18 protein-coding genes are annotated in these 23364 nt (G+C 54.3%); 7 read left to right on the top strand and 11 right to left on the bottom strand.

The window, feature by feature from the left end:
• Positions 1-56 precede the first annotated feature (56 nt).
• From ACR0BU_RS04320 to ACR0BU_RS04310, 3 genes are read left to right on the top strand one after another with little or no spacing between them, the layout of a single operon-like run.
• Complete coding sequence (locus ACR0BU_RS04320) at positions 57-1139, top strand: ABC transporter permease (protein ID WP_299077149.1); 1083 nt, start codon at positions 57-59, stop codon at positions 1137-1139.
• Between the two features lie 3 nt (positions 1140-1142).
• A complete protein-coding gene (locus ACR0BU_RS04315; protein ID WP_480736062.1) occupies positions 1143-2063 on the top strand; it encodes an ABC transporter permease in 921 nt (306 codons plus the stop codon).
• Positions 2064-2098: 35 nt separating this feature from the next.
• Positions 2099-3172, top strand: a complete 1074-nt coding sequence (locus ACR0BU_RS04310) for a BMP family ABC transporter substrate-binding protein (RefSeq protein ID WP_480736064.1) — start codon at positions 2099-2101, stop codon at positions 3170-3172.
• Positions 3173-3310: 138 nt separating this feature from the next.
• On the opposite strand, the gene ACR0BU_RS04305 is transcribed toward ACR0BU_RS04310, so the two are convergent.
• From ACR0BU_RS04305 to ACR0BU_RS04295, 3 genes are all read right to left on the bottom strand, one after another.
• A complete protein-coding gene (locus ACR0BU_RS04305) occupies positions 3311-4087 on the bottom strand; it encodes an ATP-binding cassette domain-containing protein (protein ID WP_480736066.1) in 777 nt (258 codons plus the stop codon).
• Positions 4087-5160, bottom strand: coding sequence for an ABC transporter permease (locus ACR0BU_RS04300; protein ID WP_480736067.1), 1074 nt, complete (start codon positions 5158-5160; stop codon positions 4087-4089). The genes ACR0BU_RS04305 and ACR0BU_RS04300 overlap by 1 nt, the downstream gene beginning before the upstream one ends.
• Positions 5161-5271: 111 nt before the next feature.
• Complete coding sequence (locus ACR0BU_RS04295; protein WP_298933725.1) at positions 5272-6291, bottom strand: sugar ABC transporter substrate-binding protein; 1020 nt, start codon at positions 6289-6291, stop codon at positions 5272-5274.
• 257 nt (positions 6292-6548) lie between these two features.
• Here ACR0BU_RS04295 and ACR0BU_RS04290 point away from each other — a divergent pair, with 257 nt between their 5' ends.
• Positions 6549-7673: an ROK family transcriptional regulator gene (locus ACR0BU_RS04290; protein WP_480736309.1), complete on the top strand. Its 1125-nt coding sequence runs from the start codon at positions 6549-6551 to the stop codon at positions 7671-7673.
• A 60-nt stretch (positions 7674-7733) separates the two neighbouring features.
• On the opposite strand, the gene ACR0BU_RS04285 is transcribed toward ACR0BU_RS04290, so the two are convergent.
• From ACR0BU_RS04285 to ACR0BU_RS04260, 6 genes are all read right to left on the bottom strand, one after another.
• A complete protein-coding gene (locus ACR0BU_RS04285) occupies positions 7734-8555 on the bottom strand; it encodes a PP2C family protein-serine/threonine phosphatase (protein ID WP_480736068.1) in 822 nt (273 codons plus the stop codon).
• 300 nt (positions 8556-8855) lie between these two features.
• Positions 8856-10718 carry a serine/threonine protein kinase gene (locus ACR0BU_RS04280; RefSeq protein WP_480736070.1) on the bottom strand — a complete coding sequence of 621 codons (1863 nt, stop codon included), beginning with the start codon at positions 10716-10718 and terminating at the stop codon, positions 8856-8858.
• A gap of 98 nt (positions 10719-10816) precedes the next feature.
• The gene (locus tag ACR0BU_RS04275) at positions 10817-12466 is read right to left on the bottom strand and encodes a phosphate ABC transporter substrate-binding/OmpA family protein (RefSeq protein ID WP_298933733.1); all 1650 of its coding nucleotides are present in this window, start codon (positions 12464-12466) and stop codon (positions 10817-10819) included.
• 78 nt (positions 12467-12544) lie between these two features.
• Positions 12545-14161 carry a phosphate ABC transporter substrate-binding/OmpA family protein gene (locus ACR0BU_RS04270; RefSeq protein ID WP_480736072.1) on the bottom strand — a complete coding sequence of 539 codons (1617 nt, stop codon included), beginning with the start codon at positions 14159-14161 and terminating at the stop codon, positions 12545-12547.
• A gap of 285 nt (positions 14162-14446) precedes the next feature.
• Positions 14447-15346, bottom strand: a complete 900-nt coding sequence (locus tag ACR0BU_RS04265; protein ID WP_298933737.1) for a type IV pili methyl-accepting chemotaxis transducer N-terminal domain-containing protein — start codon at positions 15344-15346, stop codon at positions 14447-14449.
• Positions 15347-15798: 452 nt separating this feature from the next.
• Positions 15799-16689, bottom strand: a complete 891-nt coding sequence (locus ACR0BU_RS04260; protein WP_480736073.1) for an FHA domain-containing protein — start codon at positions 16687-16689, stop codon at positions 15799-15801.
• Between the two features lie 178 nt (positions 16690-16867).
• On the opposite strand from ACR0BU_RS04260, the gene ACR0BU_RS04255 reads away from it, so the two are divergent.
• On the top strand, positions 16868-17140 hold the full coding sequence (locus ACR0BU_RS04255; RefSeq protein ID WP_480736074.1) for a hypothetical protein: 273 nt from the start codon (positions 16868-16870) through the stop codon (positions 17138-17140).
• A gap of 669 nt (positions 17141-17809) precedes the next feature.
• On the opposite strand, the gene ACR0BU_RS04250 is transcribed toward ACR0BU_RS04255, so the two are convergent.
• Together ACR0BU_RS04250 and ACR0BU_RS04245 are read right to left on the bottom strand one after the other, a co-directional pair.
• Entirely contained in the window at positions 17810-19789 is a 1980-nt protein-coding gene (locus tag ACR0BU_RS04250) for a bifunctional 2',3'-cyclic-nucleotide 2'-phosphodiesterase/3'-nucleotidase (protein WP_480736075.1), read from the bottom strand.
• A 209-nt stretch (positions 19790-19998) separates the two neighbouring features.
• Entirely contained in the window at positions 19999-20916 is a 918-nt protein-coding gene (locus ACR0BU_RS04245; RefSeq protein WP_480736077.1) for a LysR substrate-binding domain-containing protein, read from the bottom strand.
• Between the two features lie 179 nt (positions 20917-21095).
• On the opposite strand from ACR0BU_RS04245, the gene ugpB reads away from it, so the two are divergent.
• Positions 21096-22406 (top strand): sn-glycerol-3-phosphate ABC transporter substrate-binding protein UgpB, encoded by a 1311-nt coding sequence (ugpB, locus tag ACR0BU_RS04240; protein ID WP_480736079.1) that lies wholly within the window; start codon positions 21096-21098, stop codon positions 22404-22406.
• A gap of 58 nt (positions 22407-22464) precedes the next feature.
• Positions 22465-23346 carry a sn-glycerol-3-phosphate ABC transporter permease UgpA gene (gene ugpA / locus ACR0BU_RS04235; RefSeq protein ID WP_298933748.1) on the top strand — a complete coding sequence of 294 codons (882 nt, stop codon included), beginning with the start codon at positions 22465-22467 and terminating at the stop codon, positions 23344-23346.
• Positions 23347-23364 lie beyond the last annotated feature (18 nt).

Raw genomic sequence — 23364 nt, 5'->3', positions numbered from 1 at the left:
GATCGCCTTCGGCGAGAGTATTTACAAAAAGATGAAGAACGCGGGGGGATGAGCGTGTGATTGTGTTGGAGAAACGGCCTCAGCCGTCCAAGGCGTGGTCCTATGCGACCCCTTTGGTGGCTGTGCTGGCAACGATGGTGTTTGGGGGCATCTTGTTCACCATTCTGGGCAAGAACCCGATCGAAGCCATTGGCACCATTTTTTGGGAGCCCCTGTTTGGCGAATTTGCGTTCTACTATCGTCCGCAATTGCTGGTGAAAGGCGCGCCATTGGTGCTGATTGCGATCGGCCTGTCGCTGGGCTTTCGCGCCGGCATCTGGAACATCGGTGCCGAAGGGCAATACATCATGGGTGCAATCTTTGGGGCGGGGGCCGGTCTGGCGTTTTATCCAATTGATGCGTTCTATGTTTTCCCGATCATGGTGCTGGCCGGGGCCTTTGGTGGCTGGCTTTGGGCATCTATTCCGGCCTTTTTGAAAGTGCGGTTTGGCACCAACGAAATCCTCGTCTCGCTGATGTTGGTTTATGTGGCTGAGCAGATGCTGGCCTCAGTCTCACTGGGGTTATTGAAGAACCCCGAGGGTTTTGGCTTTCCCGGCTCGCGCAACCTGCAATCCTACGACGCCGCCCATAACGCCGAGCTGATCTCCGGATCTGGCATGCATTGGGGTGTCGTGACCGCGTTGATTGCCGTGATCTTTGCCTATGTTCTGCTGAACCGGCACATGTTGGGGTTCCACATCCGCCTTACGGGTGAGGCTCCGCGCGCCGCTAAATTTGCTGGTGTGAACCCGGCCCGCTTAATCTTGTTTTGCCTCGGCCTGTCCGGCGCGCTGGCCGGGTTGGCCGGTATGTTTGAGGTCTCTGGCCCCTCTGGTGTGGTCAGCATAGATTTCAACGTCGGCTATGGTTTCACCGCGATCATTGTGGCGTTTTTGGGCCGTCTGCATCCGGTGGGTATCCTGCTGGCCGGTGGGCTGATGGCGCTGACCTATATTGGCGGTGAAATTGCACAATCCCAATTGGGTTTGCCGGCCGCCGCCATTCAGGTGTTCCAGGGGATGCTTCTGTTCTTCCTCTTGGCCTTTGATCTTTTGACCAATTACCGCATCCGTGCGGCCCGTAGCGAGGTAGCCTGAGCCATGGATCTAGGTGAAATCAATCCCGTTCTTCTGGTCGCCTCGTTGATGGTGGCTGCAACCCCGCTGCTGCTGGCCGCCATCGGCGAGCTGGTGGTCGAGAAAGCTGGTGTGCTGAATCTCGGTGTCGAAGGCATGATGATCGTTGGCGCGATCAGCGGTTTTGCGACATCCGTCGAAACCGGCTCGCCCTGGCTGGGATTCCTTGCAGCAGCGGTCGGCGGCGCCGTGTTGTCGTTGCTGTTCGTTCTGCTAACTCAGGTTGCGTTGGCCAATCAGGTGGCCAGCGGGTTGGCCCTTACGTTGTTCGGGTTGGGATTCAGTGCCCTTCTTGGGCAAGGCTACGTTGGGGTAAAACCGCCAAGTATGGGAGAAATCCATATCCCGGTGATCAGCGATATCCCGGTGATCGGACCAATCCTGTTCCAGCATGATCCGATCCTTTACGTTGGCATCGCCCTAACCGCCGCAGTCTGGGCCGTTCTCAAATACACGCGCGCCGGCCTTGTGCTGCGCGCAGTGGGCGAAAACCACGACGCCGCCCATGCTCTGGGATACAAAGTTATCAAGATCCGCATCATGGCGATCCTGTTCGGCGGTGCCTGTGCGGGCCTCGGCGGTGCCTATATCAGCCTGATCCGCGTCCCACAGTGGACCGAGGGTATGACGGCCGGTGTCGGCTGGATCGCGCTGGCACTGGTTGTCTTTGCCAGTTGGAAACCATGGCGCGCGCTTTTGGGTGCTTATTTGTTTGGCGGAATCACGGTCTTGCAGCTTAATCTGCAGGCAGCGGGCGTTGCCATTCCCGTCGAGTATCTGGCAATGTCACCCTATATCATCACGATCCTTGTGCTTGTGATCCTTTCGGCCGACAAGAGCAGCGCACCTGCCTCACTGGGCCGGATTTTCCACGCCTCGCACTAGACGGGGCCAATTGAACCAACTTGGGGAGTAACTACATGAAATTAACATCACTTCTGGCAAGCGCCGCCATGGCGCTGGGTCTGGCCTCGGGTGCCATGGCCGAAGACAAAACCAAGGTCGGCTTTGTCTATGTCGGTCCTGTCGGCGATGGCGGCTGGACCTATGAGCATAACAAAGGTCGCCTGGCCGTCGAGGAACATTTCGGCGACAAGGTTGAGACGGTGTTTGTTGAATCGGTGCCCGAAGGCCCGGATGCAGAACGCGTGATGACTCAGATGGCGCTGGAAGGCGCGGACCTGATCTTTACCACCTCGTTCGGCTATATGGACCCGACCATCAACGTGGCCCAAAAGTTCCCGGACGTGAAGTTCGAGCATGCGACCGGCTACAAAACGGCTGACAATGTATCGGTCTATTCGGCTCGCTTCTATGAAGGCCGTGCCGTTCAGGGGCATATCGCCGGTAAAATGACCGAGTCGAACATCATCGGTTACATCGGTTCCTATCCGATCCCCGAAGTGATCCGTGGCATCAACTCGGCCTACATCCACGCCAAAAAGGTGAACCCGGATGTCGAGTTCAAAATCATCTGGGCTTACACGTGGTTCGACCCGGCAAAAGAGGCTGATGCAGCTTCGGTTCTGATCGAACAGGGCGCGGACGTGATCCTGCAGCACACCGACTCGACGGCGCCGCAAGCGGCTGCGCAAGAGGCCGGCAACGTGATCACCTTTGGTCAGGCCTCGGACATGAGCGAATACGCTCCGATGCCGCGCGTCAGCTCGATCATCGACAACTGGGCCCCCTACTATATCGCGCGCACTCAGGCCGTGATGGATGGCAGCTGGGCAACGGCGAACACCTGGGACGGTATCGGCCCGGGTATGGTCGAGATTGGCGAAATCTCGGACGCGGTTCCAGCGGATATCAAAGAAGAAGCGCTGGCGATGACGGCGGCGCTTGCTGACGGAAGCTATCACCCATTCACCGGCCCGCTGAAAAAGCAGGACGGTAGTGACTGGCTGGCGGACGGTGAAACCGCAGATGATGGCACATTGGCGGGCATGAACTTTTACGTTGAAGGGCTGGAAGGCGAAATCCCGCAGTAAAGCCGCCAAAAGCGCTAAACTAAGAATGCCCGCATTGATCATGCGGGCATTTTCTATTTTGGTCAGCGAGGATCGACCACCCAGGTACTGCTGCTGCTTGGTTGGCCCTAAGTGCTTCGCTAAAGCCCCTTCACGCCCTCACGCCGCCCGAGGCGCGGTCGGTGGTTCTTTCGCGCCTGTCATAAAAGCCACAGCATCAGACATGGTGTAGTCTTTGGGATTGATCACACAAAGCCGTTTGCCCAACCTGTGAACATGGATACGGTCGGCAACCTCAAAGACATGCGGCATGTTGTGGCTGATCAGGATGATCGGAATACCGCGCGACTTCACATCAATTATCAGCTCTAACACCCGACGGCTTTCTTTCACGCCCAAAGCCGCAGTTGGTTCGTCCAGAATGATCACCTTAGACCCGAAGGCAGCAGCGCGTGCGACCGCAACACCCTGACGCTGACCACCTGAAAGGGTCTCGACGGCCTGATTGATATTTTGGATCGTCATCAAACCCAGTTCCGTTAATTTGTCCCGGGCGAATTTTTCCATCGCAGGCCGGTCAAGCATTCTGAAAACCGAACCCAACGGGCCTTTTCGACGAATTTCCCTGCCCATAAACATGTTGTCGGCAATGGAAAGCGCCGGAGACATGGCAAGTGTCTGATACACAGTTTCGATCCCTGCTCCCCGTGCATCAATCGGAGAATGAAAATTCACCTTCTGGCCCTCAAGCCAGACCTCACCTTCGTCAGGCGCCACCGCGCCCGAAACGGCCTTGATCAGCGTCGACTTACCGGCACCATTATCCCCGATCACAGCCAGGATCTCCCCTGGCATCAGATCGAAGTCGCACTGATCCAGCGCGGTTACCTTGCCGTAGCGCTTGACCAGGTTCCGTCCTTTGAGAATGGGTTCCATCAGGCTGCTACCTTTCTGATCCACTGGTCAACGGCGACCGCTGCAATGATGAGAATGCCAATCAGCAAGAAGGTCCATTGCGCATCAGCCCCGAGCAGGCGCAAGCCGAGCGTAAACACCCCGACAATCAGCGCTCCGAACAGCGATCCGAGGATCGACCCGCGACCGCCAAACAGCGAGATGCCACCAATCACAACCGCCGTAATGCTTTCGATATTGGCCAACTGCCCTGACGTCGGGGATACCGACCCGATACGCCCAATCAGTGCCCAACCCGCAAAAGCGCAAATCAGCCCCGACAACATGTAAACTGACATCAGCGTCCGATGGACGTTGACCCCCGACAACTCAGCCGCTTCCGGGTCATCGCCGACCGCATAAACATGCCGTCCCCAGGCCGTATGGCGCAGCGCATAGGAGAGCCCAAGGATGAGCAAAAGCATGAACAAAACGCCAACAGTGAAAACCGCCCCACCCACATTAAACTTGGTTCCGAACAGCTGCAATATGGGTGCGTTGGTCTCGATGTCCTGGGATCGGATCGTTTCGTTTTGCGAATACAGAAAGTTTGCGGCCAACACGATTTGCCACATGCCAAGCGTGACGATAAAGGGTGGCAGCTTGATGCGGCTGATGAGAAATCCGTTCACCGCCCCGAACGCGGTACCAACGGCAAGCCCGCACAGGATCGCGACAGAGGGCGGCAACCCGTAGCGGAATGTGAATTGCCCCATGACGACGGAAGACATCACCATGATCGCACCAACGCTCAGGTCGATGCCCGCCGTCAGGATCACAAGACTTTGGGCTGCGGCCACGATGCCAACGATCTGAACCTGTTGCAGGATCAGGGTCAGCGCGAAAGGCGAGAAGAATTTTGCGCCGAGCAAAAGCCCAAACACAACAATAGCAGCGACAAGAACGATCAACGGAACCAACGATGGGTTCACGTGCAAAAAGTGCTGAACCGTCCCGACAAAACCACGGTGATGGTCATCAAACTCGGCGACTTGCTCCGGGCTGCCAGCTGCTGCGGCCTCGAAGTCATCGGATTGTCGTGAAGTCTCGGACATTAAGAATCCCCCAAGCGTCAAGTGCCCGTTTACGGACCACTTTAGCAAGTTTTTGGGTGAGAGGGTGGTTTGGCGTCAGGAGGCCGCATTTGCAGCCTCCTGCAGGTTACTTTAGCCCCAGCAGAGGTCCATGCCTTCTTTCACTGAAATGGAATCAACGCCCTCAGCTGCCTGATCGGTCACAAGCGCAACGCCAGTATCATAGAAGTCTTTTCCCGGCGTGTTTTCAGGCTTAACGCCCTCGTCCGCCCATTTCTTGACCGCTTCAACACCCAGAGACGCCATCAAAAGCGGGTACTGTTGTGAAGTTGCCCCAATTACACCGTCTGCCACGTTTTGCACACCTGGGCAGCCCCCGTCGACGGATACGATCAGCACATCGTTCTCGCGCCCAATGGCTTTCAGCGCTTCATACGCACCCGCGGCCGCAGGTTCGTTGATCGTGTGAACAACGTTGATCGTCGGGTCCTTGGCCAGAAGATTCTCCATCGCGCGGCGACCGCCTTCTTCATTGCCTGCGGTCACGTCACTGCCGACAAGGCGTGGATCATCTTCATCCCCGATGACATTCGGGTCTGCTAGATCAACTCCGAACCCTTCCAGAAAGCCTTGGTTGCGCAGCACATCCACGGTGGGTTGGCTGACCGCAAGGTCTAGCGTGGCGATTTTGGCATCATTAGCGGCATCCCCGAGGGACGCTTTTGCCCATTGACCGATCAGCAGCCCGGCCAGGAAGTTGTCGGTGGCAAATGTCGCATCGGCCGAGTCAATCGGCTCCAGCGGTGTATCCAGTGCAATCACAAGCAGGCCTGCGTCGCGGGCCTGTTGCACAGCCGGAACAATTGACGAGGTGTCCGAAGCGGTCAGCAGAATGCCCTTGGCGCCATCCAGTATACAGGTTTCGATCGCCTGCACCTGAGTTTCGTGGTCGCCATCGACCTTGCCTGCGAATGCCTTGAGCGTCATTCCCAATTCCTCAGCCTTGGCTGTGGCACCTTCTTTCATTTTGACGAAGAAGGGGTTGGTGTCAGTTTTGGTGATCAGGCAAACGGTTTCGCCTGCTGCCATCGCGCTACCGGCCATGGCAATTACCGCCAGCGCCGTAGCTCCCGCAAGATTTGCAAGTTTCATTAGTAATCCTCCCAGTTTCTCCCATGCCCGCAAGGGCATATGGGTGATCGGGTGGATAACGACCCGACCCCACAGGAAAAATCATCTTGAGATTCGGTATTTTTGTCAATAATTAAATCACTCTTAATTATTATTGACAGGTTAGGGCGATCCTCACATTGTTGGGCAAGGGAGGGAACGCGTTGCCTGTGGACTTGAAGCAAGACGACACCCCGTCAGATCGGGTTTCAGACGTGCGCGGCACCAACCAAAGCGGTATGCGCGCGCGCAATGAACGGCTTGTTTTGTCCCTTGTCAGACGGCACCAGGCATTGGCCAAATCCGAAATTGCGCGCATGACGGGGCTTTCGGCGCAAACGGTTTCCGTCATCATGCGCCAGCTCGAACAAGACGGGCTATTGCTCCGGGGTGAGCCGATCCGCGGCAAAGTCGGGCAACCCTCAGTTCCAATGCGACTGAACCCTGAAGGTGCGTTGTTTCTGGGTTTGAAAATTGGACGCCGCAGCACTGAACTGGTTTTGACAGATTTTCTAGGCAGTGTCCGCCAGCGCGAAAGACGGACATATGACTATCCCACGCCTGTTGCGACGCTGGATTTCGCACGCGAAGCGCTTGACAAAATGCTGTCCAATCTCCCCCCGGTCGAGCGGGGCAGAGTTTCAGGCCTGGGGATTGCAATGCCCTACTTTCTTTGGGATTGGGCACAAACGCTGCGGGTGCCACAAGAAAAAATGGACCCATGGCGCACCACAGATATCAAAGCGGCTCTGGCTGCGACCTATGACTTCCCGGTTTTCCTGCAAAATGACGCAACAGCTGCCTGCGGGGCAGAACTGGTTTTTGGTCCCGCCGAAGGCCCCCGAGATTTCCTGTATTTCTATGTCGGCTACTTCATTGGCGGAGGGGTGGTTCTAAACAGATCGATCTTTTCAGGGAGAGGAAATGCAGGAGCGTTGGGGCCCCTGCCAGTGCCAACGGAAACAGGTCAGGTGCAGCCTTTGATCGACGTTGCCAGCCTCTACGTTCTTGAACGTTCGATTGCATGCAGCGGTGATGCAGCCAATTTGATGTGGGAATCGACAAGCCGATGGGACGTACCAGACCTCCATCTGAACAACTGGTTGAAACAAGCGTCACTCGGGCTGGCATATGCCATCGCCTCATCTTGCAGTGTTATTGATTTTAATTGCGTGAAAATAGACGGCTGGATGCCACCGGACATCAAAACCCGCCTAATTGAAGGGATCGAAGCGCAGTTGTCCCGCATCAATCTGACGGGTCTTGAGCGACCGGTAATTCACGCCGGATCTGTTGGCCCAGACGCGCGCTCGCTTGGGGCGGCGAGCTTACCTCTTTCAGAGAAATATCTGGTAGAGGCCTGATTTCAAGGTCATTTCAACTGAATCCAAGCATCGGAATTGACGTCACTGGACGGCAGAACATCATCCGCCAAACTTGATCACGGAAAAGGCGAAGTTGTCCTGGTCGGGCGAATCCAGTTCCTTTAGAGCTTTAACCAATCTTCCCGCTATCGCTTCGCTCTGATGTGACCTATTCCCAGCCACGATGGATTGGATTTGTTCTTCGCTCAAGAATTGCAAGCCATCACTGGCTGCTATCAGGATATCGCCGGGCTCAAGATGGGAAGCGTGTTCCGGGCAATCTGTTTTGGGAATGTTGCCTCCCATGATCACCGACGTCAGCGTGTTTCGGTCGGGGTGTTCATAAGCGCTTTGCTGGTCCAGAATGCCCAATTTGACCATCATGTCGATCTGAGGTGCCATCGAATGATCCTCATTCATCTGACACAACTCTCCGTCACGTAGGCGATAAAGCGGCGAATCTCCAATGGACAGCCAGAAGGCCCGAGATTCGATCAGCACCAGGACCAAAAGGGTCGCGCCCATGCCCCTGGTTTCGGAATAACGACTAGCAACCTCGCGTAAACAGCCATTTGCTACTTCGGCTGCTTTCATAAGGCATTCTCGCACTTCCGCGTCCGAGGATAGGCAATTCAAACCGGAGAACTTCCAGTAGTTGAACACTTCAGTGGATACAATCTTGGATGCGATATCCCCTGCCGCGTGACCACCCATACCGTCAGACACAACCACGATACCGATGTCAGAACCCACGGGGCAATCCATCAGGATCGCGTCCTCTTGATACTCGCGTTTTCCTGGGTCGATGACGGTTGCAATATCAAGCTGGGTGACAGATTGACCCCGGGTTTTTGGCCGTTTCACTTTTTCAAATTGTACCATTAGCTTTTCTGAGTACGGATCCAATAAGTTCTTCAAGTTCATTTGGCTACCTGCGACGAAGTTGCCTAGAGGCTTTCTGGTTTGGATCACGCCCCTTCTAAAAATCCCCGAATACGCTCGCGCGTTGCGCGACAGCATAGGGCTATTTGACGGGTCGGGTTCGTGATCTTTCGCGTTACTTAGTTTCGAATATCTCTCAGCACCCAAAGGTCTCTCGCGATCTTCATCAACACGTTTTGAAGTCATTCGACCTCCTATCCACCGTTGGCCTGACTGTAGTTTCCTATTTGAATTCAGTCACTAAGGCGCAAGTGGAAGCTCGACGGCCTTCAATTCGCCGTTCCGCGCGATCGTCAACAGCGCCGTTTCCACTCCAGTATTCCCCAAGGCTTCAAATGTTTCTTCAAGAGCGTTTTGACCTTCAAAAGTAACTTTGGAAGCGGCTTCCGAGACGACAACATCGCCAACGCGTAAAGATGAAATTGCGGATGGGGACCGGGACACTTTTGTGATCCACTTGTCGTCGCCGATGCTAACCGTCATGAATTGCACACCATTTGTCAGTTCGGTGGCCTTGCCGGTGCGGACAGTCAAACTCTGTTCGACAATGGGGCCGTCTCTCTCGGTTTTGACCCTCATTTCGACCAGCTTCTCACCCGTGCTAGAGACATCGGACTTTGACTGGATCGCACGAATGATTGATGCATCATCCACGACCAGATGGCCGTTGACCGAATAGATGATGGTGCCGGATTTCAACCAGTCCGTTGCGTTTTGATCAAGGTCTGACCGGACCAAGGTGACCATCGAAAAGCTGCCTTGTGGCTGCGCCGTGGTAACGGTTGTGAACGGCAGGTCAACTGCCTGCCCCGACCACCCAATCCAACTCGTTTTCAGAGCAGCCGGCGTAACCGCAGCCTCCACTGTATCAGCTTCGTCTGCCACGGGTTGAACGACAACTGCGGCGTCTGCGACAGATGCAAGTTCCTCAGCCGATGCCGCGGCCGCCACAACGCTTTCCTCGACCACAGGCTCCACTTCTGAAGTTGCAATATTGGTCACATTCGTTTCAGTCGGAGCTGGAGCGCCGCCTTGCATGACAAAAAATCCAACCCCGCCGATCACCGCAGCAACAACGAGCGCGATGAGAGCAACAGGTTTGGACCCGCCACTGCGCTCGGGGCCCATGTTCACTTCAACCGTATCGCTGACCTCTTTGACATCCGCGGGTACAGCCTTCATTTCGACCGGCATTTTTTCGTTCAGCGCATCCAACCATTCCTGAACGGACTGGAACCTGTCTGCGGGTGGAATGCTCAGCGCCCGATCAATTGATCTTAGGAAAGACGGGCGATACCCTTCTATTGCGCCTTCCAGCGGCTTGTAGGTGTCGGCTCCGTTCTGAGCCAAGCCGGCCAACCGTGCCTGACTGTCATCCGGCGCATTCCCTTTGATGACGTGATAGAAAGTGGCGGCCAGCGCATACAGGTCGCTGGATTGATCCTGCTCCCCCCCCTGAAGATAAAACTCCTGCGGGGAGTAACCTTCTTTGACGACACGCAGCATCGACATGGCCCGGTCAGATTTGGCTTCGCTTTCCCGAGCAGCGCCGAAATCGATAACGACAGGTTCACCTTTTTGGTTGATCAGAATGTTGTCAGGAGAAATATCCCGGTGAAGCATTCCGTTGCTGTGAATGAAACCCACCGCTTCAAGCGTCTGGCGTAGCATTCTTTCAACTTCGTCCGGTGGGATGTTCTCTCGTTCTTCTATCGTGTCCAACAAGTCTTGGCCTTCGATAAAGTCGATCGCCATGTAAGCTGTTTCGTTGTCCCGGAAGACCTGATGAACACCTGCGATGTTCGGATGAACAAGCTTGGACTGGTTGCGGGCTTCTTTTTCGAAAGACCTTACAAGTGCCTCATAGGATGAGACATGCGATTGCGAGCGAGGGCGGACCGCCGTCTCGCTTCTCCGACAAATTGCCTCGGGGAAGCACTCCTTGATCACAACAGTTCGTTCTAGGCTGTCCTTGGCAAGATACGTGATGCCGAACCCGCCGCTGTTTAGAAAACGGATGATCGTATACTGACCGGATAACAGTTGAGTTCCCGGCGCAAGTTCATCCTGGAACTGCTGGCTAGTGTGAACTGGTTGTACCATGAATAATCGTTACCTTACTTTGACCAGATCAATCTGTGACTGGCCGTTGTTTTGTCAGCGCCGCTACCTGAGTGTGTTAAGGCACTGACTTTTAATTCCTAACCTTCCCATGCGAACCCATCCGCATTGGGTCTTTGTACTTCGCTCCAAACCTCAACACGTCGGTTTTTCGCACGACCTGCCGCGTTTGTGTTGCAGGCAACAGGGGCCATTTCGCCATAGCCCCTGATTTCGATCACGGTGCCTTCTGCCCCGTTTTGGTCAACGTTGTCTTTCAGTTCGCTCAGCACTTTTTTCGCACGTGCCAGCGACAAGCTGCGGTTCTTGCCAAAACTGCCGCCTGCATCAGCGAAACCGGCCAGCACAATTCTGTCTGGCTTGACGTCGGCAATGTAATCGGCAATCCGGGCGATATCCCGTTTGGCCTTGTTGTCCAAATTGGCGGACCCGGGCGCAAAGCGGAACGTTGTAGACAGGCGTGTTGTCGTAAGCCTGTCCGCGACGAAAGAACGGACTTCTGTCGCGTTGGCCGAAGCCGACATCGTTTCGATGTCCGCCTGCAGCTGATGGTATTTCTCTACCTCGTCCTGTTCGATAACGGACAGGCTTGTGATACCCGATTTCGATACCAGCCCATCGATTTTGGGGCTGTCGAGAAAACTCACAAACGATGCGCTAAGACCGTTCAGATCACGGCGGTTGTACGCGGTAACCCGGTTTTGCAGGCCATATTCCTCGGTCTTCATGGCGAATTGGTTCGGCAGATGAACGATGCCGCATTCGCTGCGCAATGGGACGGGACGGGCGTCGCGGATGCTGGAAAACCGCATGACGCCGAAACCGTATGGATCGGATTCAATAGCGCGTGACAGCTCACGCACAGATTTAACCGTTTTTGTGTCTGAGCGGGCCTGACGCCCCTGCGGCGACAGGATCAGAGCATCGATCCGATGAAAGGCTTCTGATGCCTTTGGCAAAGTATAGACGTTGATCTTGTGATCAGGGCCACCCAGGTCTTGCCAATTGCCAACTTCACCGGACATGACCTGTGAAATCTGTTCGATTGTCAGAGTTCCAAGGGTGTTCTTCGGATGTACAGTGGCGGTATAGCCGTCGACGGCCAGAACATGCTCTTGTTCAAACGCGGTCAGTTCCCCAAGGCCGTTTTTTCTGGCCTGCGCGAAATTCTCGGGCGTAACGGGCTCTTCGCTGATAATCAAATCGCCTGAGCGCGAAATCAGGGTGTCAAACAGCCCCTGGCCAGAGGCTTCCTTGACCAGCACATTATGAACAGGGTTTGCATCTTCATCCGTGATCAGGATGTCAAAGGCGGTCTTTTCGTCAGCGGTAGAGTTACGGTCACCTAGTGTGCTGAATTCATACTGTTCACCAAGCGGCGAACCTTGCAGATCAAACACATCAGACAGAAGTTCTTGTTCAGCGGCAAACCCTTCAACAACCAGCGGCAGCAGGATGTCAGCAAGGCCTGCCGCCCCGGCAACGACCAGATCCGTGTTTGTTGGCAGAGCCTTAGGGCATGCCGCGCCCTGACAGTCAAATGCATCCGCATCCAAAGACAGCACACCGATATTGGACCGAATAATGAACTTTCCGGGCTGCGCGGCGACAAGCTTACCAGAAACCGATCTGGTGCCCTTCTTGGCCGTCAGGGTGACCTCTTGTGCAAGACCCGCAGACGCAAATCCGGCAAAAGCAATCACTGCAGTGTATTTTAACCAGGTCTTCATACTCGAACTACACCTTGGAAACATTGAACTTGATATTAGGAAGCCACGGCAATACGCGCCGTGGCTTCCATTCGTCATTTACTCCGCGATCCAAACTTCGACACGGCGGTTGATTGCACGGCCACGCGGGCTGTCGTTACACGCCACCGGCTCAAGCTCACCAAAGCCAGCCGCTTTCATCTCAATCCCATCGAGCTCACCATCTGTCGCAACTTCGATGATGTGTTCCAGGGCGGCTTCTGCGCGTTCCTGAGAGATCAGCAGGTTCGAGTCGAACGGGCCTTTGTTGTCGGTGAAACCCACGACCACAACTTCGCTTGGCTTGTTCTCTTTCAGGTAACGCACCATACGCATCAGATCTCGCTCGGCCTTGTTATCAAAGCGTTTGGAACCCGGTGCAAAACGGAACGTCGTGGACAGACGCGAATGCGTGTTCATGTTCTTGAGAAGGCTCTCGACCAATTCGGCCTCGTACTCGTTCTCACCTTCTTCAAGCTCTGCAGCCAGTCGTTCTGCAGCACGTTCCTGGTTGTCTGCTGCGATCGACAGGTCGATGTAGCCAGCTTTGGCGACCAAACCGTCAAGGCTGCTGTCGTCCAGGAAATCAACAAGCTCTCGTGCATACCCTTCAACATCCGAGCGGTTGTAAGCCACAACACGTTCCTGCAGATAGTACTCTTCGGTCTTTAGGTTGAAGTTAGTAGGATCCTGAATGATGCCACAGGTTGTCCGCAACGGTACAGCCCGAGCCGAACGCTTGGCCGCGTAGTTTACGATGCCAAAGCCGGCGACGTCTTCCATGATTGCTGTCGTAAGCTCGGTTCTGTCATGCACGATGCTGGATTCGTTCGTGAGCGTCTTGTCGGATTTTTTGAACAGAAGCTTTTCGATATGATGATATGCCTCAGTTTGCGGGTCGAAGGAATACACGTGAATTGGTGCATCTGAACCGCCCACTTCTGACCAGTTGGTGATATCACCTGCCATGATGTCACGCGCTTGCTTAGTAGTCAGGCTGGGGATCTGGTTCAACGGGTTCACAATCATTGCAAAACCGTCCACGGCGATAACCCGCTCCTGATCAAAGGCGCGCAAGTTGCCACCCTGCCCCTCGGACACGATCGAACGATCCGCCTTTCGTGCAGCTGTTTCCGCGAAAATGATTGATGCGTCATTCTTTGCCAGCCGTTCAAACAGCCGCGCACCATTCGCCGTGTGAATTCCGAAGGTGGCAACGTCGTCGCCTTCGAGATCCGTCAGAACCAGCGCAAAGTCGTGTTCTTCACCATATTTATGGTCGCCAACATCCACTGTTTCGGTATCAACCGGCTCGCCATTTTCGTCATACAACTGAGCTTCGGCTTCCAGGGCTGCCGCGGCGTAGCCTTCAGCCAGAATTGGCACCAAAACCTCAGCGATTTCGTCCGGGGCCGAAATCTCCATATCATAGACGTAGGTCTGCTCGGTTGGGCAGGCTTCGCCTTCACATGTCACCAGATCTTGGTTGATGACAAATTCGCCGATGTCCGTCTCGACTAGGAACTTACCATCTTTCGATGAAAGCAGATTGCCGATGACGTCAATATTGCTGTCTTTACCAACCAGTCGCACCTCTTGTGCGAAGGCCCCGGTTGCGATGCAACCTGAGACGATTGATGCGGCCATACAGAGCCGTGAAAACTTGGAACTCAACATCTTAACTCCTCGAGTCAGCACTCATTTGATGTATTTTTGATGCACTAAATTTGTGCAACAAAAAGGTCGGGATTGTGGCATCGTTTCGATTTCGTTGCTTTTCCGATGTATGAAGCGACTAAACCACAAAGTTGGTCTTCACCTGTTTCTAACCACCAAAGATTACGAAGCCTGCACTTTGTTTTTCAGGGGTAATTTATGGCTGTTGAAAGATGTTTTCTCTCTCAAGTGAAAACCGGTTACGTATTCGACTGAGACTTGAAACAGTCGAAATCGGGCCGGAAATTAGGAATCCAGTTTGATCGCCTCTTCGTACAGCAAGGCGGCTTTTTCTGATTCGAGTTCCAGAACATCCATTTCTTCGCAGAAATGCACAACATCATCGATATTCGGCACTTCCTGGCTGTCAAGCTGTTCTACAACCGGCTGCAATTTCGCCCAATGCACCTTAACTTCGGTCAGAGCCTCAAGCGCGGCATTGCTAGGCGGTTTTGCCATCGTGATCGAGCTGCTGCTGCCTTCGATCAACACATCGATGATCTTGCCGAATTTCTTGGCGTTCTTTTTGAACTTCTTGTGGTGCTCGGCAGTTTCTTTACCTGTCGCGGCAAGAGCAATCTCTTTGCAGATTTTCTGCGTGTACATCCGCTGACGGCCAGCAAAATCCAATGCCAAGGCCAACGCAAGATCAATATCTACGTCGCCGTAAGCCTCTTCCAGCTTGCGAACGACCTCATGGCAGGCTTTTTCCAGAACCTCATCATTGTCGACGATAAGGTGAAGGTGTTCATCATCGACCGAGCCGGCCTCGATGATTTCCTCGATAGCTTTACGGTAGGGCGCCCAAAGTGCTTCCACTTCTTTCAAGGCGTTGTTCACCGATACAAAGCGTTCACGGTCAACGCCCGACGTACCTTTACCTTCTTTGAAGCCCAGCAGAATGTTGTCGAATTCATCGTGCGCATACTGCAGTTCTTTAAGGTCCTTTTCGACCTCAGCACCCAGGCTCAGAAGCACAACGGCCTTTGCAACCTTCTCGGTCAGAAAACTCAGCTTGTCAGCGGCCAAAATTCTGTGCGCAACCTGACCAACGGCCATTGCCAATGCGTTCCCGCCAACCGGCAGTAACGTCGCAATCGCAGCTAGTGCAGCGCTGTTCATGAACGCGCGTCTGTTTAGTGTCATAGCAGTCAACCTTACCCTTTTAATCGTTAACCCACCGCTTTTACCTATTGCGACATTTCGTACGCCAATGTGGTCCGCCCAAGAAGAAAATGTGGTGATTTTAGGACTGGCGTGCGCCCAGTGGTTTGGTCGTAACGCTTTGTTTTATAATATCTAGTTGCACCGCCCAGCCTTCTGGACGGCGCAATCTGGGCGTTTTCTTCACGCCCACTTACAACGAAAGTGAAATTGACACGGATCTGAAATTAACCGGTGCGGCATCCCTCAATCGGGTCGCCGCCTCGACACTCCGCTACTCTGAAATTACGCTGCAAAGACGGGTTGTCGTCGTCCAGGAGAAGTCTTGGAAATCGCCTAGCCCAGCGGAACATGCCAACGAAATACTCTGGTGCAACATACGTTACCTTAGGTTGGCAAACAGTCCACACCAGAGTTCGAAATGGATGCGTCGATTACTCGTCCTGCCAGTCAAATGTCTCATCACAGAATGCAGCAAATCGCATCGTTGTCTTGCTGATCCGAATGCTGTCACCGCTAGCAAGCGCCACCGTGCTCAACACTGGACTATCGTTCAATCGCACAAGATTCGCCTTACCACCGTGACCCAAATAGCATTTGCGATCCTCGGGGTCATAGGCAATCACCGCGTGGCTGCTACGCGAAATGCCATTGTCGCCGAAATCCAGTTGAATGGATTGATCGTCATTGCGGCCGATTTGCATGAGACCGCCCGACAAAGCAATACTTGTCCCGCGGCCAGGCCCATCGGAAATGACAAGCCACCCGACCGGGAAACTAGCACGAGCCGCCTGCGATTTGGCAACCGGAGCGCTGTCCATCAAGTCCTGAACGCGGTTTTCTGTCTGTCCAAATCCAATGAACGTGGTTTTAACCCGTTTACGCCGATTTGCAGCCAGAGATTCCGATGCTTCCGCAACAGCTGGCGCGGCCTCGGGTACAGCGGCAGGCTCGGGCATAACCTCGGATAACACTGGTGGTTCAGGGTTGGTTGTGGCCTCAGAAGAGAATGCGACTTCTTCTTGCTTAAGGCTGCCGTCGGAAGCCTCTACAAGTTCGATAGCCGGTGTGGCGTATGCTTCATCGTTAGCCTGTTCAGATACCGTGTCAGCCTCATCTTCTGGCGCATTGTCGTCCGCCACCGGAGCCGAGACGTCATCATGAGGCTGTTGTTCCAGGCCTTCCCCGGACAGCGTCCGACGCAAAACGTCGGTATCTTTGAAAACTTCAACCGTTTTTTTCTGACCGGTTGCATCTTCGCCTGCTTCAGCGGGCGTACCGGTTCCATCGAGAATTCGGCTCAGTGGGCTTTTGTATTTAAACATCTATCGACACCTTTTACCTTAACAACATGATGGGAATGTGCCCCATCATGCGGAGCCCCCATTCCAGCTTTGAGCCACAGGAACATCTATGTTCCCAAAACAAAAAGCCGGCCAAATTGTTAAAATTTCTCATTGCGTCCAAATTTTGTTCTCGAGGAGACGCCGATAAGGAAATGACTTGGCTCAAAACCCATTTTCTCGTCAGCGATCAAAAATCGGGGATATTGTTTTATTAGTTGGAAATCCGCGTGAAAACACAAACCGCTACCAAATGAGTTTATGCAAAAACTTAACTGGGCTAATAAATTTAATTATGCCAGATAAGACCCAAAAGAGGATCACCATGACTGGGGATAGGTTTCCAACGGGCTCCACCGTCATCGCCGCAATAGTTGCGAGTTCAGCGGTTGCAGAGATTGCCGAAGCACACGGCGCAAGTTTCTACCATTAGGTCATCGGGGACGGACCACCACTCCTAACTATACACGGCGAAATAGGCCAATCCACGAGTACCTACGCCCCTATATCGATTGGTGGTCCGCAACATGCACTGTTGTCTACTGTGACCATTCCAGGAATGGCTGCTCAGACAAACCGGATGGCTACGAGGATACGTCATTCGATCGCCCGGCATCCGAGGCGGCCGAACTGACGGCATTACTTAGGCACAACGCGTTCATCTTGTGCGGATCGGCTTGACGGTTTGGTGTTAGGCGACACTGTTCCAGCTTTAGACTATCCGCCTAAACTGACTGGCCCGGAAGAGAATATGAAAGCGCTCGGGAAGCTCTTCACGCAGCCTATGCTGGACGATGCAGGCTGCTAGGCAAGTGGGATCCCCTTGCGTAGATGTACTTCCATCAGCGGGATGCCGAAGTGGGCGCCGATTTTGAAGCGCCCACAGTATACGAATATCGCGCGCGGAACGCTACCAGCGACTTGCTCGGCAGTTTCAACACAGCTGAAAGGCTTGCGAATGTCCAAGCTCGTGCCTTGGAAGGCGCTGGCAGTCACAACAGAACTACACCACCTTCTTCGATAGGTGGTTTTTGTGTTGAAATCGGAATACCAGTTCGAAGGGCTTCAGACCGACCACTTTGTTCGCGCCAGATAAGCGTTTCTAAAGCTTGATGCGGAATGCCGCAAAACCGTCCGCTCCGTCACCGGCATCTTCTATCTCTATGCCACCAACGTCGCTCATGTACCCCCGCGCGTTCGGGCCGGTTTCAAACAAGACAGTGGTGTCCCCAAGCGGAGCGAATGACCAGTTGCCGTCGGCCTTTGGATCAATCGTCCCTTGCTCAACAATGTAGCGCACGATGACGTCGCGATTGGTGTCCGGAGCTTCGAACACCACGGTATCGCCTTTTGCTCCGGGGAATGACCCTCCTCCGGAGGCGCGATAGTTGTTGGTAGCGATGATGAACTCCATGTCATCCGTCACAGGCGCGCCGTCAAAAGTGAGGTTGACGATACGCTCCGCTTCAGGGTTCAGATCCTCGCCATCCGGGTCAAAACGTGACGGTTGTGAGAGGTCGATCTGATAGGTGACACCATCCATGACGTCGAAGTTGTACGACGGGAAGGCCGGATTCAGCAGGATGGCATCTTGTGAGCCCGCTTCGATCTGATTGAACATTCCAGCCGAACGTTCCAACCAGCCACGCACCTGTGCCCCGTTTACACGCACCGCGCGCACTGTGTTGGGATAGAGATACAGGTCTGCCACGTTTTTGATCGCGACATCGCCGACCGGTACGTCTGTGTAATATTCTGGGCCTCCGCGACCTCCGGCCTTGAATGGGGCCGCCGCCGACAGGATTGGCAAGCCCTCATGCTCGGTACCTTTCAGCATCTCTGCAATATACCATTTCTGGGCGATGGAGACGATCTGTACAGACGGATCATCAGCCACCAGGGCGAAATAGCTGTGCAGCGGGGCGGATGTTTTGCCGACCGCGCGGCGCACATACGCCAGGGTTTCTTCGTGATCAGGGGTCACCGAGTCCAATACAGATTGATCATCTCCGACCAGTGCTGTGATCGAGCGATCTTCGTTGCGCCGCGAGATTGGGCGCGCCTCGGACGTGGTTGTGACCACGCGCCACGCATTGCCATCTCGTTCCAGCAACAAATCCAACAATCCCAGATGCGATCCCCAAAACCCACCCATGACGGCTGGTTTGCCCATCAATGTGCCTTTGTCGACGTCGATGCCAGGAAGATCCGCAAAAGTGGCTGACGGAAATACCAAGTGATTGTGGCCGGTCACCAACGCATCGATGCCTTCAACGCCGGCGAGCACAACCGACGCATTTTCCATCCCGTCGGCATGATCGGCATCACCGATCCCGGAATGCGACAGAGCAATGATCAGATCACAGCCCTGCTCTTGCATTTCCGGTACATAGGCTTTGGCGGTTTCTACAATGTCGCGCGCTTCGACATTGCCTTCCAGGTGCTTGCGGTCCCAGTTCATGATCTGCGGTGGCGTAAATCCGATAACACCGATTTTGATCGGATGCTTGGACCCGTCACCCAACTCGATCTCGCGGTCGAGAATCGCGTAGGGCTTGACCAGTGTCTTGTCTTCACGCGGAGTTCCGCCCTTTTCCTTGGCGACGTTTGCCAGCACCACAGGGAACTCGGCCCCGGCCAGCGACTTCTCAAGGAAACTCAGACCGTAGTTGAATTCGTGGTTCCCCAAAGTGGCCGCATCGTACCCGATAGTGTTGAAGGCGGTAATAATCGGGTGGCTGTCGCCCTCGTTCATGCCCCGCTCGTACGCGATGTAGTCGCCCATTGGGTTACCCTGCAGGAAATCGCCATTGTCGACCAAAAGCGAGTTGGTCGCTTCTGACCGGATCTCATTGATGATCGAAGCTGCCCGAGACAGGCCAACAGTGTCACGCGGTTTGTCTGCATAATAGTCATAGGGAAACACGTGAACATGAATGTCCGTGGTTTCCATGATCCGCAGGTGCGCCTGATTGTTCGCCGCAGAAGCAGAGTATGGATGCAAGGCAATGACAGCGGCGCCGGTTGCCGTTGTTGCAAGAAACTGACGGCGCGAAATAGGGGAAGGATGGATGTAGGGCATTTGGCACCTTTCAGAGTTTTGATCGACGCGATTTCTGGATGCTTTTGACAACAGAGATGTGACACAAAACTGGAGAACACCACGCACGTCGGGCTGAGACGACTTACCGGATCAATTTGATACCATTCTCTTAGCCGAGTAAAGCAGCGCCGCTGACATGCTTGGCCCGCGATGGAACGCAAAAACCACATCGGGCTTGAACCAACGCATTATCTTGCCCCACCGGCTGACATCATAAAGGGGCGCAGGCTTTCACTGAAATGTTCAATAAACTCAAGCGTGATCAGGGAAGGTTGTTTCAGAACCGGCCGAACCAGTGACAAGGTATGCGGCTGCAAGGGTTTGAAGGGGCGAAAGCTGAGCCCCAAATCCACGTATTTGACAGCATCCAGTTCACTGACGATCGAAACCCCGACGCCCTGAACCACCAATTCGCAAGCCGCAGTGAATTGGCGTACCTCAATGTGAGAATTCAGCGGGACTTCGGCGTTTTGAAACGCCTTTGACAGTCTAACAAAGAAATCACTGTCGCGCCGCGTGTGAATAATCTTCTCATGCGCGAGATCGGCTGGCGTAACCTCGGCAGCATTCTCTAAGGCATGCCCTTTTTTGAAGACGCACACAGTTCGGACGTTCACATCCCGGCTTTCGACTGCGGGATGCCCGTTGAACCCATCGGTGACACCAAAGTCATATTGCTCGCCTATCATCCATTCCAAGATACGCTCCGGTCTGTCGGGTTCGATGGTCATGGTCACGCCGGGCCGGTCTTTCAGAAAGTTTGCGATGACCTTTGGCATGTGGCTTGTGGCAAACCCCGGAAGGCAGGCAACGCGGATATGGCCTGCTTTCCGTTGGGTGATATCCTGACTGACATCGGAGATCTGCGTCATCAGCTCTAGAACGCGTTCGACACTTGGCTGTAGAAAGCGGACCTCTTGCGACGGAACCAACCGCCCATCGCGGCGATCAAAAAGCTGAAAACCTAGGGTTTTCTCAAGATCGGCCAGAAGACGACTTACAGCTGGCTGGCTGATACCAAGGCCCGCAGCGGCAGCCGTCATAGAACCGTTAACTGTCACAGCCATAAGTGCTTCAAGCTGTCTGACCCTCAGTGTTTGTCGCATTCCCTATCCCGTCGGCCGCCGCATTTCACCATAGTATAATGCAATGTTATGTTCCGACCCAATAATCAAAACTTGAATTATGATTTTCCGGCGGTAACGTCGTAAAAGTATCAAGTCCACCGTGTACGCGATGCGCACGGTGTTAACTGACGCATCAAAAATGATGCATGGGAGGAATCATGACTAAGAATCTACTCGGCGCATTGGCCGTAACCACTGTGTTGTCGCCAGTGGCGGCATTGGCGCAGACCGAAGTTCAGTTCTGGCACGCCTTTACAGGGCGTTTGGGCGAACTGGTGACGGCACAGGTTGAGGAATTCAACGCTAGCCAGAACGACTATGTCGTAGTGGAAAGTCACAAGGGTAACTATTCTGAGACATTGAATGCTGGTATCGCCGCGTTCCGCGCCAGCGAACAGCCCCATATCCTGATGGTGTTCGAAGTCGGAACAGCAACAATGATGTCTGCCGCAGGCGCCGTCAGACCAGTCTATGAGGTGATGGCGGAAAGCGGCGCTTCATTCGACCCGGACGCCTATATCGGCTCTGTAAAAGGGTACTACACCACGACGGACGGCGATATGCTTTCGCTGCCCTTCAACTCCTCCACGCCTGTATTGTGGGTCAACCGCGATGCGATGACGGCCGCGGGTGTTGACCCTGACACTGATCTGTCGACCTGGGAAAATGTCGGAGTAGTTCTGGATCAACTCAAAGCTGGCGGGGAAGAGTGTCCGCTTGTGACCGCCTGGCAAAGCTGGATTCACCTAGAAAACTTCTCGGCCTATCACGATGTTCCCTTTGCCTCTCAGGATAACGGGTTTGCAGGCCTTGATACCGAGCTGATGCTGAACGGCCCTGCCCAGGTGGCACACCTGACCGCCATGGGCGATTGGGCCAAAGACGGCAAGTTCATCTATACAGGCCGCAGAAATGAAGGCGGTGCGAATTTCCGGGCGGGCGAATGTGCACTGTTCACCGAAAGCTCCGCTGGTTACGCGGGCATCAGTTCGGAAGCCGAGTTTGAATTCGACGTGCGTCCGCTTCCGTATTGGGAGGCTGTCACGAGTGAGCCGCAGAACACCATTATCGGCGGTGCATCCCTATGGGTGATGGAAGGTCATGAAGCTGATGAATACAAAGGCGTCGGCGAGTTCCTGAGCTTCCTGTCATCATCAGATGTGCAGGCCGCGTGGCATCAGAACACCGGATACCTGCCAATCACTGCCGAAGCTGGAGATGCGACACGGGCGGCTGGGTTTTATGATGAGAACCCCGGCACGGACATTGCTGTGATCCAGATGACGGCCAAGGAGCCAACCGCAAACTCGAAAGGTTTGCGCCTTGGGTCGTTTGACCAGATTCGCGGCATCATCGATGAAGAACTGGAAGCCGTCTGGTCTGGCGACAAGACGGCTCAGGAAGCGATGGACAGTGCGAAGGAACGCGGTGACGCCCTGTTGCGCCGTTTCGAATCTGCCAATCAATAGCGTTGAAATCGATGTGGGCCCTTAGCGGCCCACATCTTCTTTTGGGTGGGTTGCCGAAATGGAAAAACGCGTCACATTTCGCGGTTGGCTTTTGCCGCTGTTGCTGATTGCACCGCAGGTTGTCATTTCGGCCGTCTTCTTTTTCTACCCGGCGGCGCAGGCCATCTGGCAATCGCTGTTCATTCCTGATCCGTTCGGCCTGTCCTCACAATTCGTTGGCCTCGGCAATTTCGAATTCCTGCTTAGTGACAAGTTCTACCGCGCTTCGTTCGTCACAACGGCGATTTTCTCGACCCTTGTTACTCTCTGTTCGATGATTCCTGCGTTGTTTCTGGCGGTCATCGCGGACCGCTTGATCAAGGGATCTGGTGTCTACCGAACACTTTTGATCTGGCCTTACGCCGTTGCCCCGGCCGTTGCAGGTGTGCTTTGGCTGTTCATGTTCAACACCCGCGTTGGCGTTGTGTCCTGGTATCTGAGCCAGTTGGGCTACGACTGGAACCATGTGCTAAACGGGACCGAGGCAATGGGGTTGGTCGTGGTCGCATCTGCCTGGGGCCGCATCAGCTATAACTTCCTGTTCTTTTTTGCCGCTCTGCAATCGGTGCCTAAATCCGTGATCGAAGCTGCGGCGATTGATGGCGCCCATTTCTGGCGAAGGTTCTTCACTATCGTCCTTCCGCTGTTATCCCCTACAGCCTTCTTCCTGCTTGTCGTCAACGTGGTCTATGCATTCTTCGAAACATTTGGCGTGATCCACACGATCACCGGCGGCGGACCACAGCAAGCCACAACGATCCTTGTCTACAAAGTCTTTTCAGACGGGTTTGTGGGCCAGGACCTTGGATCGTCTTCTGCACAATCCGTCATTCTTTTGATTGTGGTCGGCCTGCTGACAGTGATCCAGTTCAAATACGTTGAAAAAAGGGTGCATTACTGATGGCGTCCCAACAACACG

It is taken from the genome of Ruegeria sp. CK2, from assembly GCF_056536585.1.
This window is presented reverse-complemented; position numbering and strand designations above follow the sequence as displayed.

Excerpts from the sequence above, each read along its gene's own strand:
- ACR0BU_RS04275 (WP_298933733.1), bottom strand. The coding sequence starts at position 12,466 with ATGAAGACCTGGTTAAAATACACTGCAGTGATTGCTTTTGCCGGATTT.
- ACR0BU_RS04265 (WP_298933737.1), bottom strand. The coding sequence starts at position 15,346 with ATGACACTAAACAGACGCGCGTTCATGAACAGCGCTGCACTAGCTGCG.
- ACR0BU_RS04250 (WP_480736075.1), bottom strand. The coding sequence starts at position 19,789 with ATGCCCTACATCCATCCTTCCCCTATTTCGCGCCGTCAGTTTCTTGCA.
- ACR0BU_RS04270 (WP_480736072.1), bottom strand. The coding sequence starts at position 14,161 with ATGTTGAGTTCCAAGTTTTCACGGCTCTGTATGGCCGCATCAATCGTC.
- ACR0BU_RS04305 (WP_480736066.1), bottom strand. The coding sequence starts at position 4,087 with ATGGAACCCATTCTCAAAGGACGGAACCTGGTCAAGCGCTACGGCAAG.
- ugpA (WP_298933748.1), top strand. The coding sequence starts at position 22,465 with ATGGAAAAACGCGTCACATTTCGCGGTTGGCTTTTGCCGCTGTTGCTG.
- ACR0BU_RS04310 (WP_480736064.1), top strand. The coding sequence starts at position 2,099 with ATGAAATTAACATCACTTCTGGCAAGCGCCGCCATGGCGCTGGGTCTG.
- ACR0BU_RS04260 (WP_480736073.1), bottom strand. The coding sequence starts at position 16,689 with ATGTTTAAATACAAAAGCCCACTGAGCCGAATTCTCGATGGAACCGGT.
- ACR0BU_RS04245 (WP_480736077.1), bottom strand. The coding sequence starts at position 20,916 with ATGCGACAAACACTGAGGGTCAGACAGCTTGAAGCACTTATGGCTGTG.
- ugpB (WP_480736079.1), top strand. The coding sequence starts at position 21,096 with ATGACTAAGAATCTACTCGGCGCATTGGCCGTAACCACTGTGTTGTCG.
- ACR0BU_RS04290 (WP_480736309.1), top strand. The coding sequence starts at position 6,549 with ATGCGCGCGCGCAATGAACGGCTTGTTTTGTCCCTTGTCAGACGGCAC.
- ACR0BU_RS04295 (WP_298933725.1), bottom strand. The coding sequence starts at position 6,291 with ATGAAACTTGCAAATCTTGCGGGAGCTACGGCGCTGGCGGTAATTGCC.
- ACR0BU_RS04300 (WP_480736067.1), bottom strand. The coding sequence starts at position 5,160 with ATGTCCGAGACTTCACGACAATCCGATGACTTCGAGGCCGCAGCAGCT.
- ACR0BU_RS04280 (WP_480736070.1), bottom strand. The coding sequence starts at position 10,718 with ATGGTACAACCAGTTCACACTAGCCAGCAGTTCCAGGATGAACTTGCG.
- ACR0BU_RS04285 (WP_480736068.1), bottom strand. The coding sequence starts at position 8,555 with ATGGTACAATTTGAAAAAGTGAAACGGCCAAAAACCCGGGGTCAATCT.
- ACR0BU_RS04315 (WP_480736062.1), top strand. The coding sequence starts at position 1,143 with ATGGATCTAGGTGAAATCAATCCCGTTCTTCTGGTCGCCTCGTTGATG.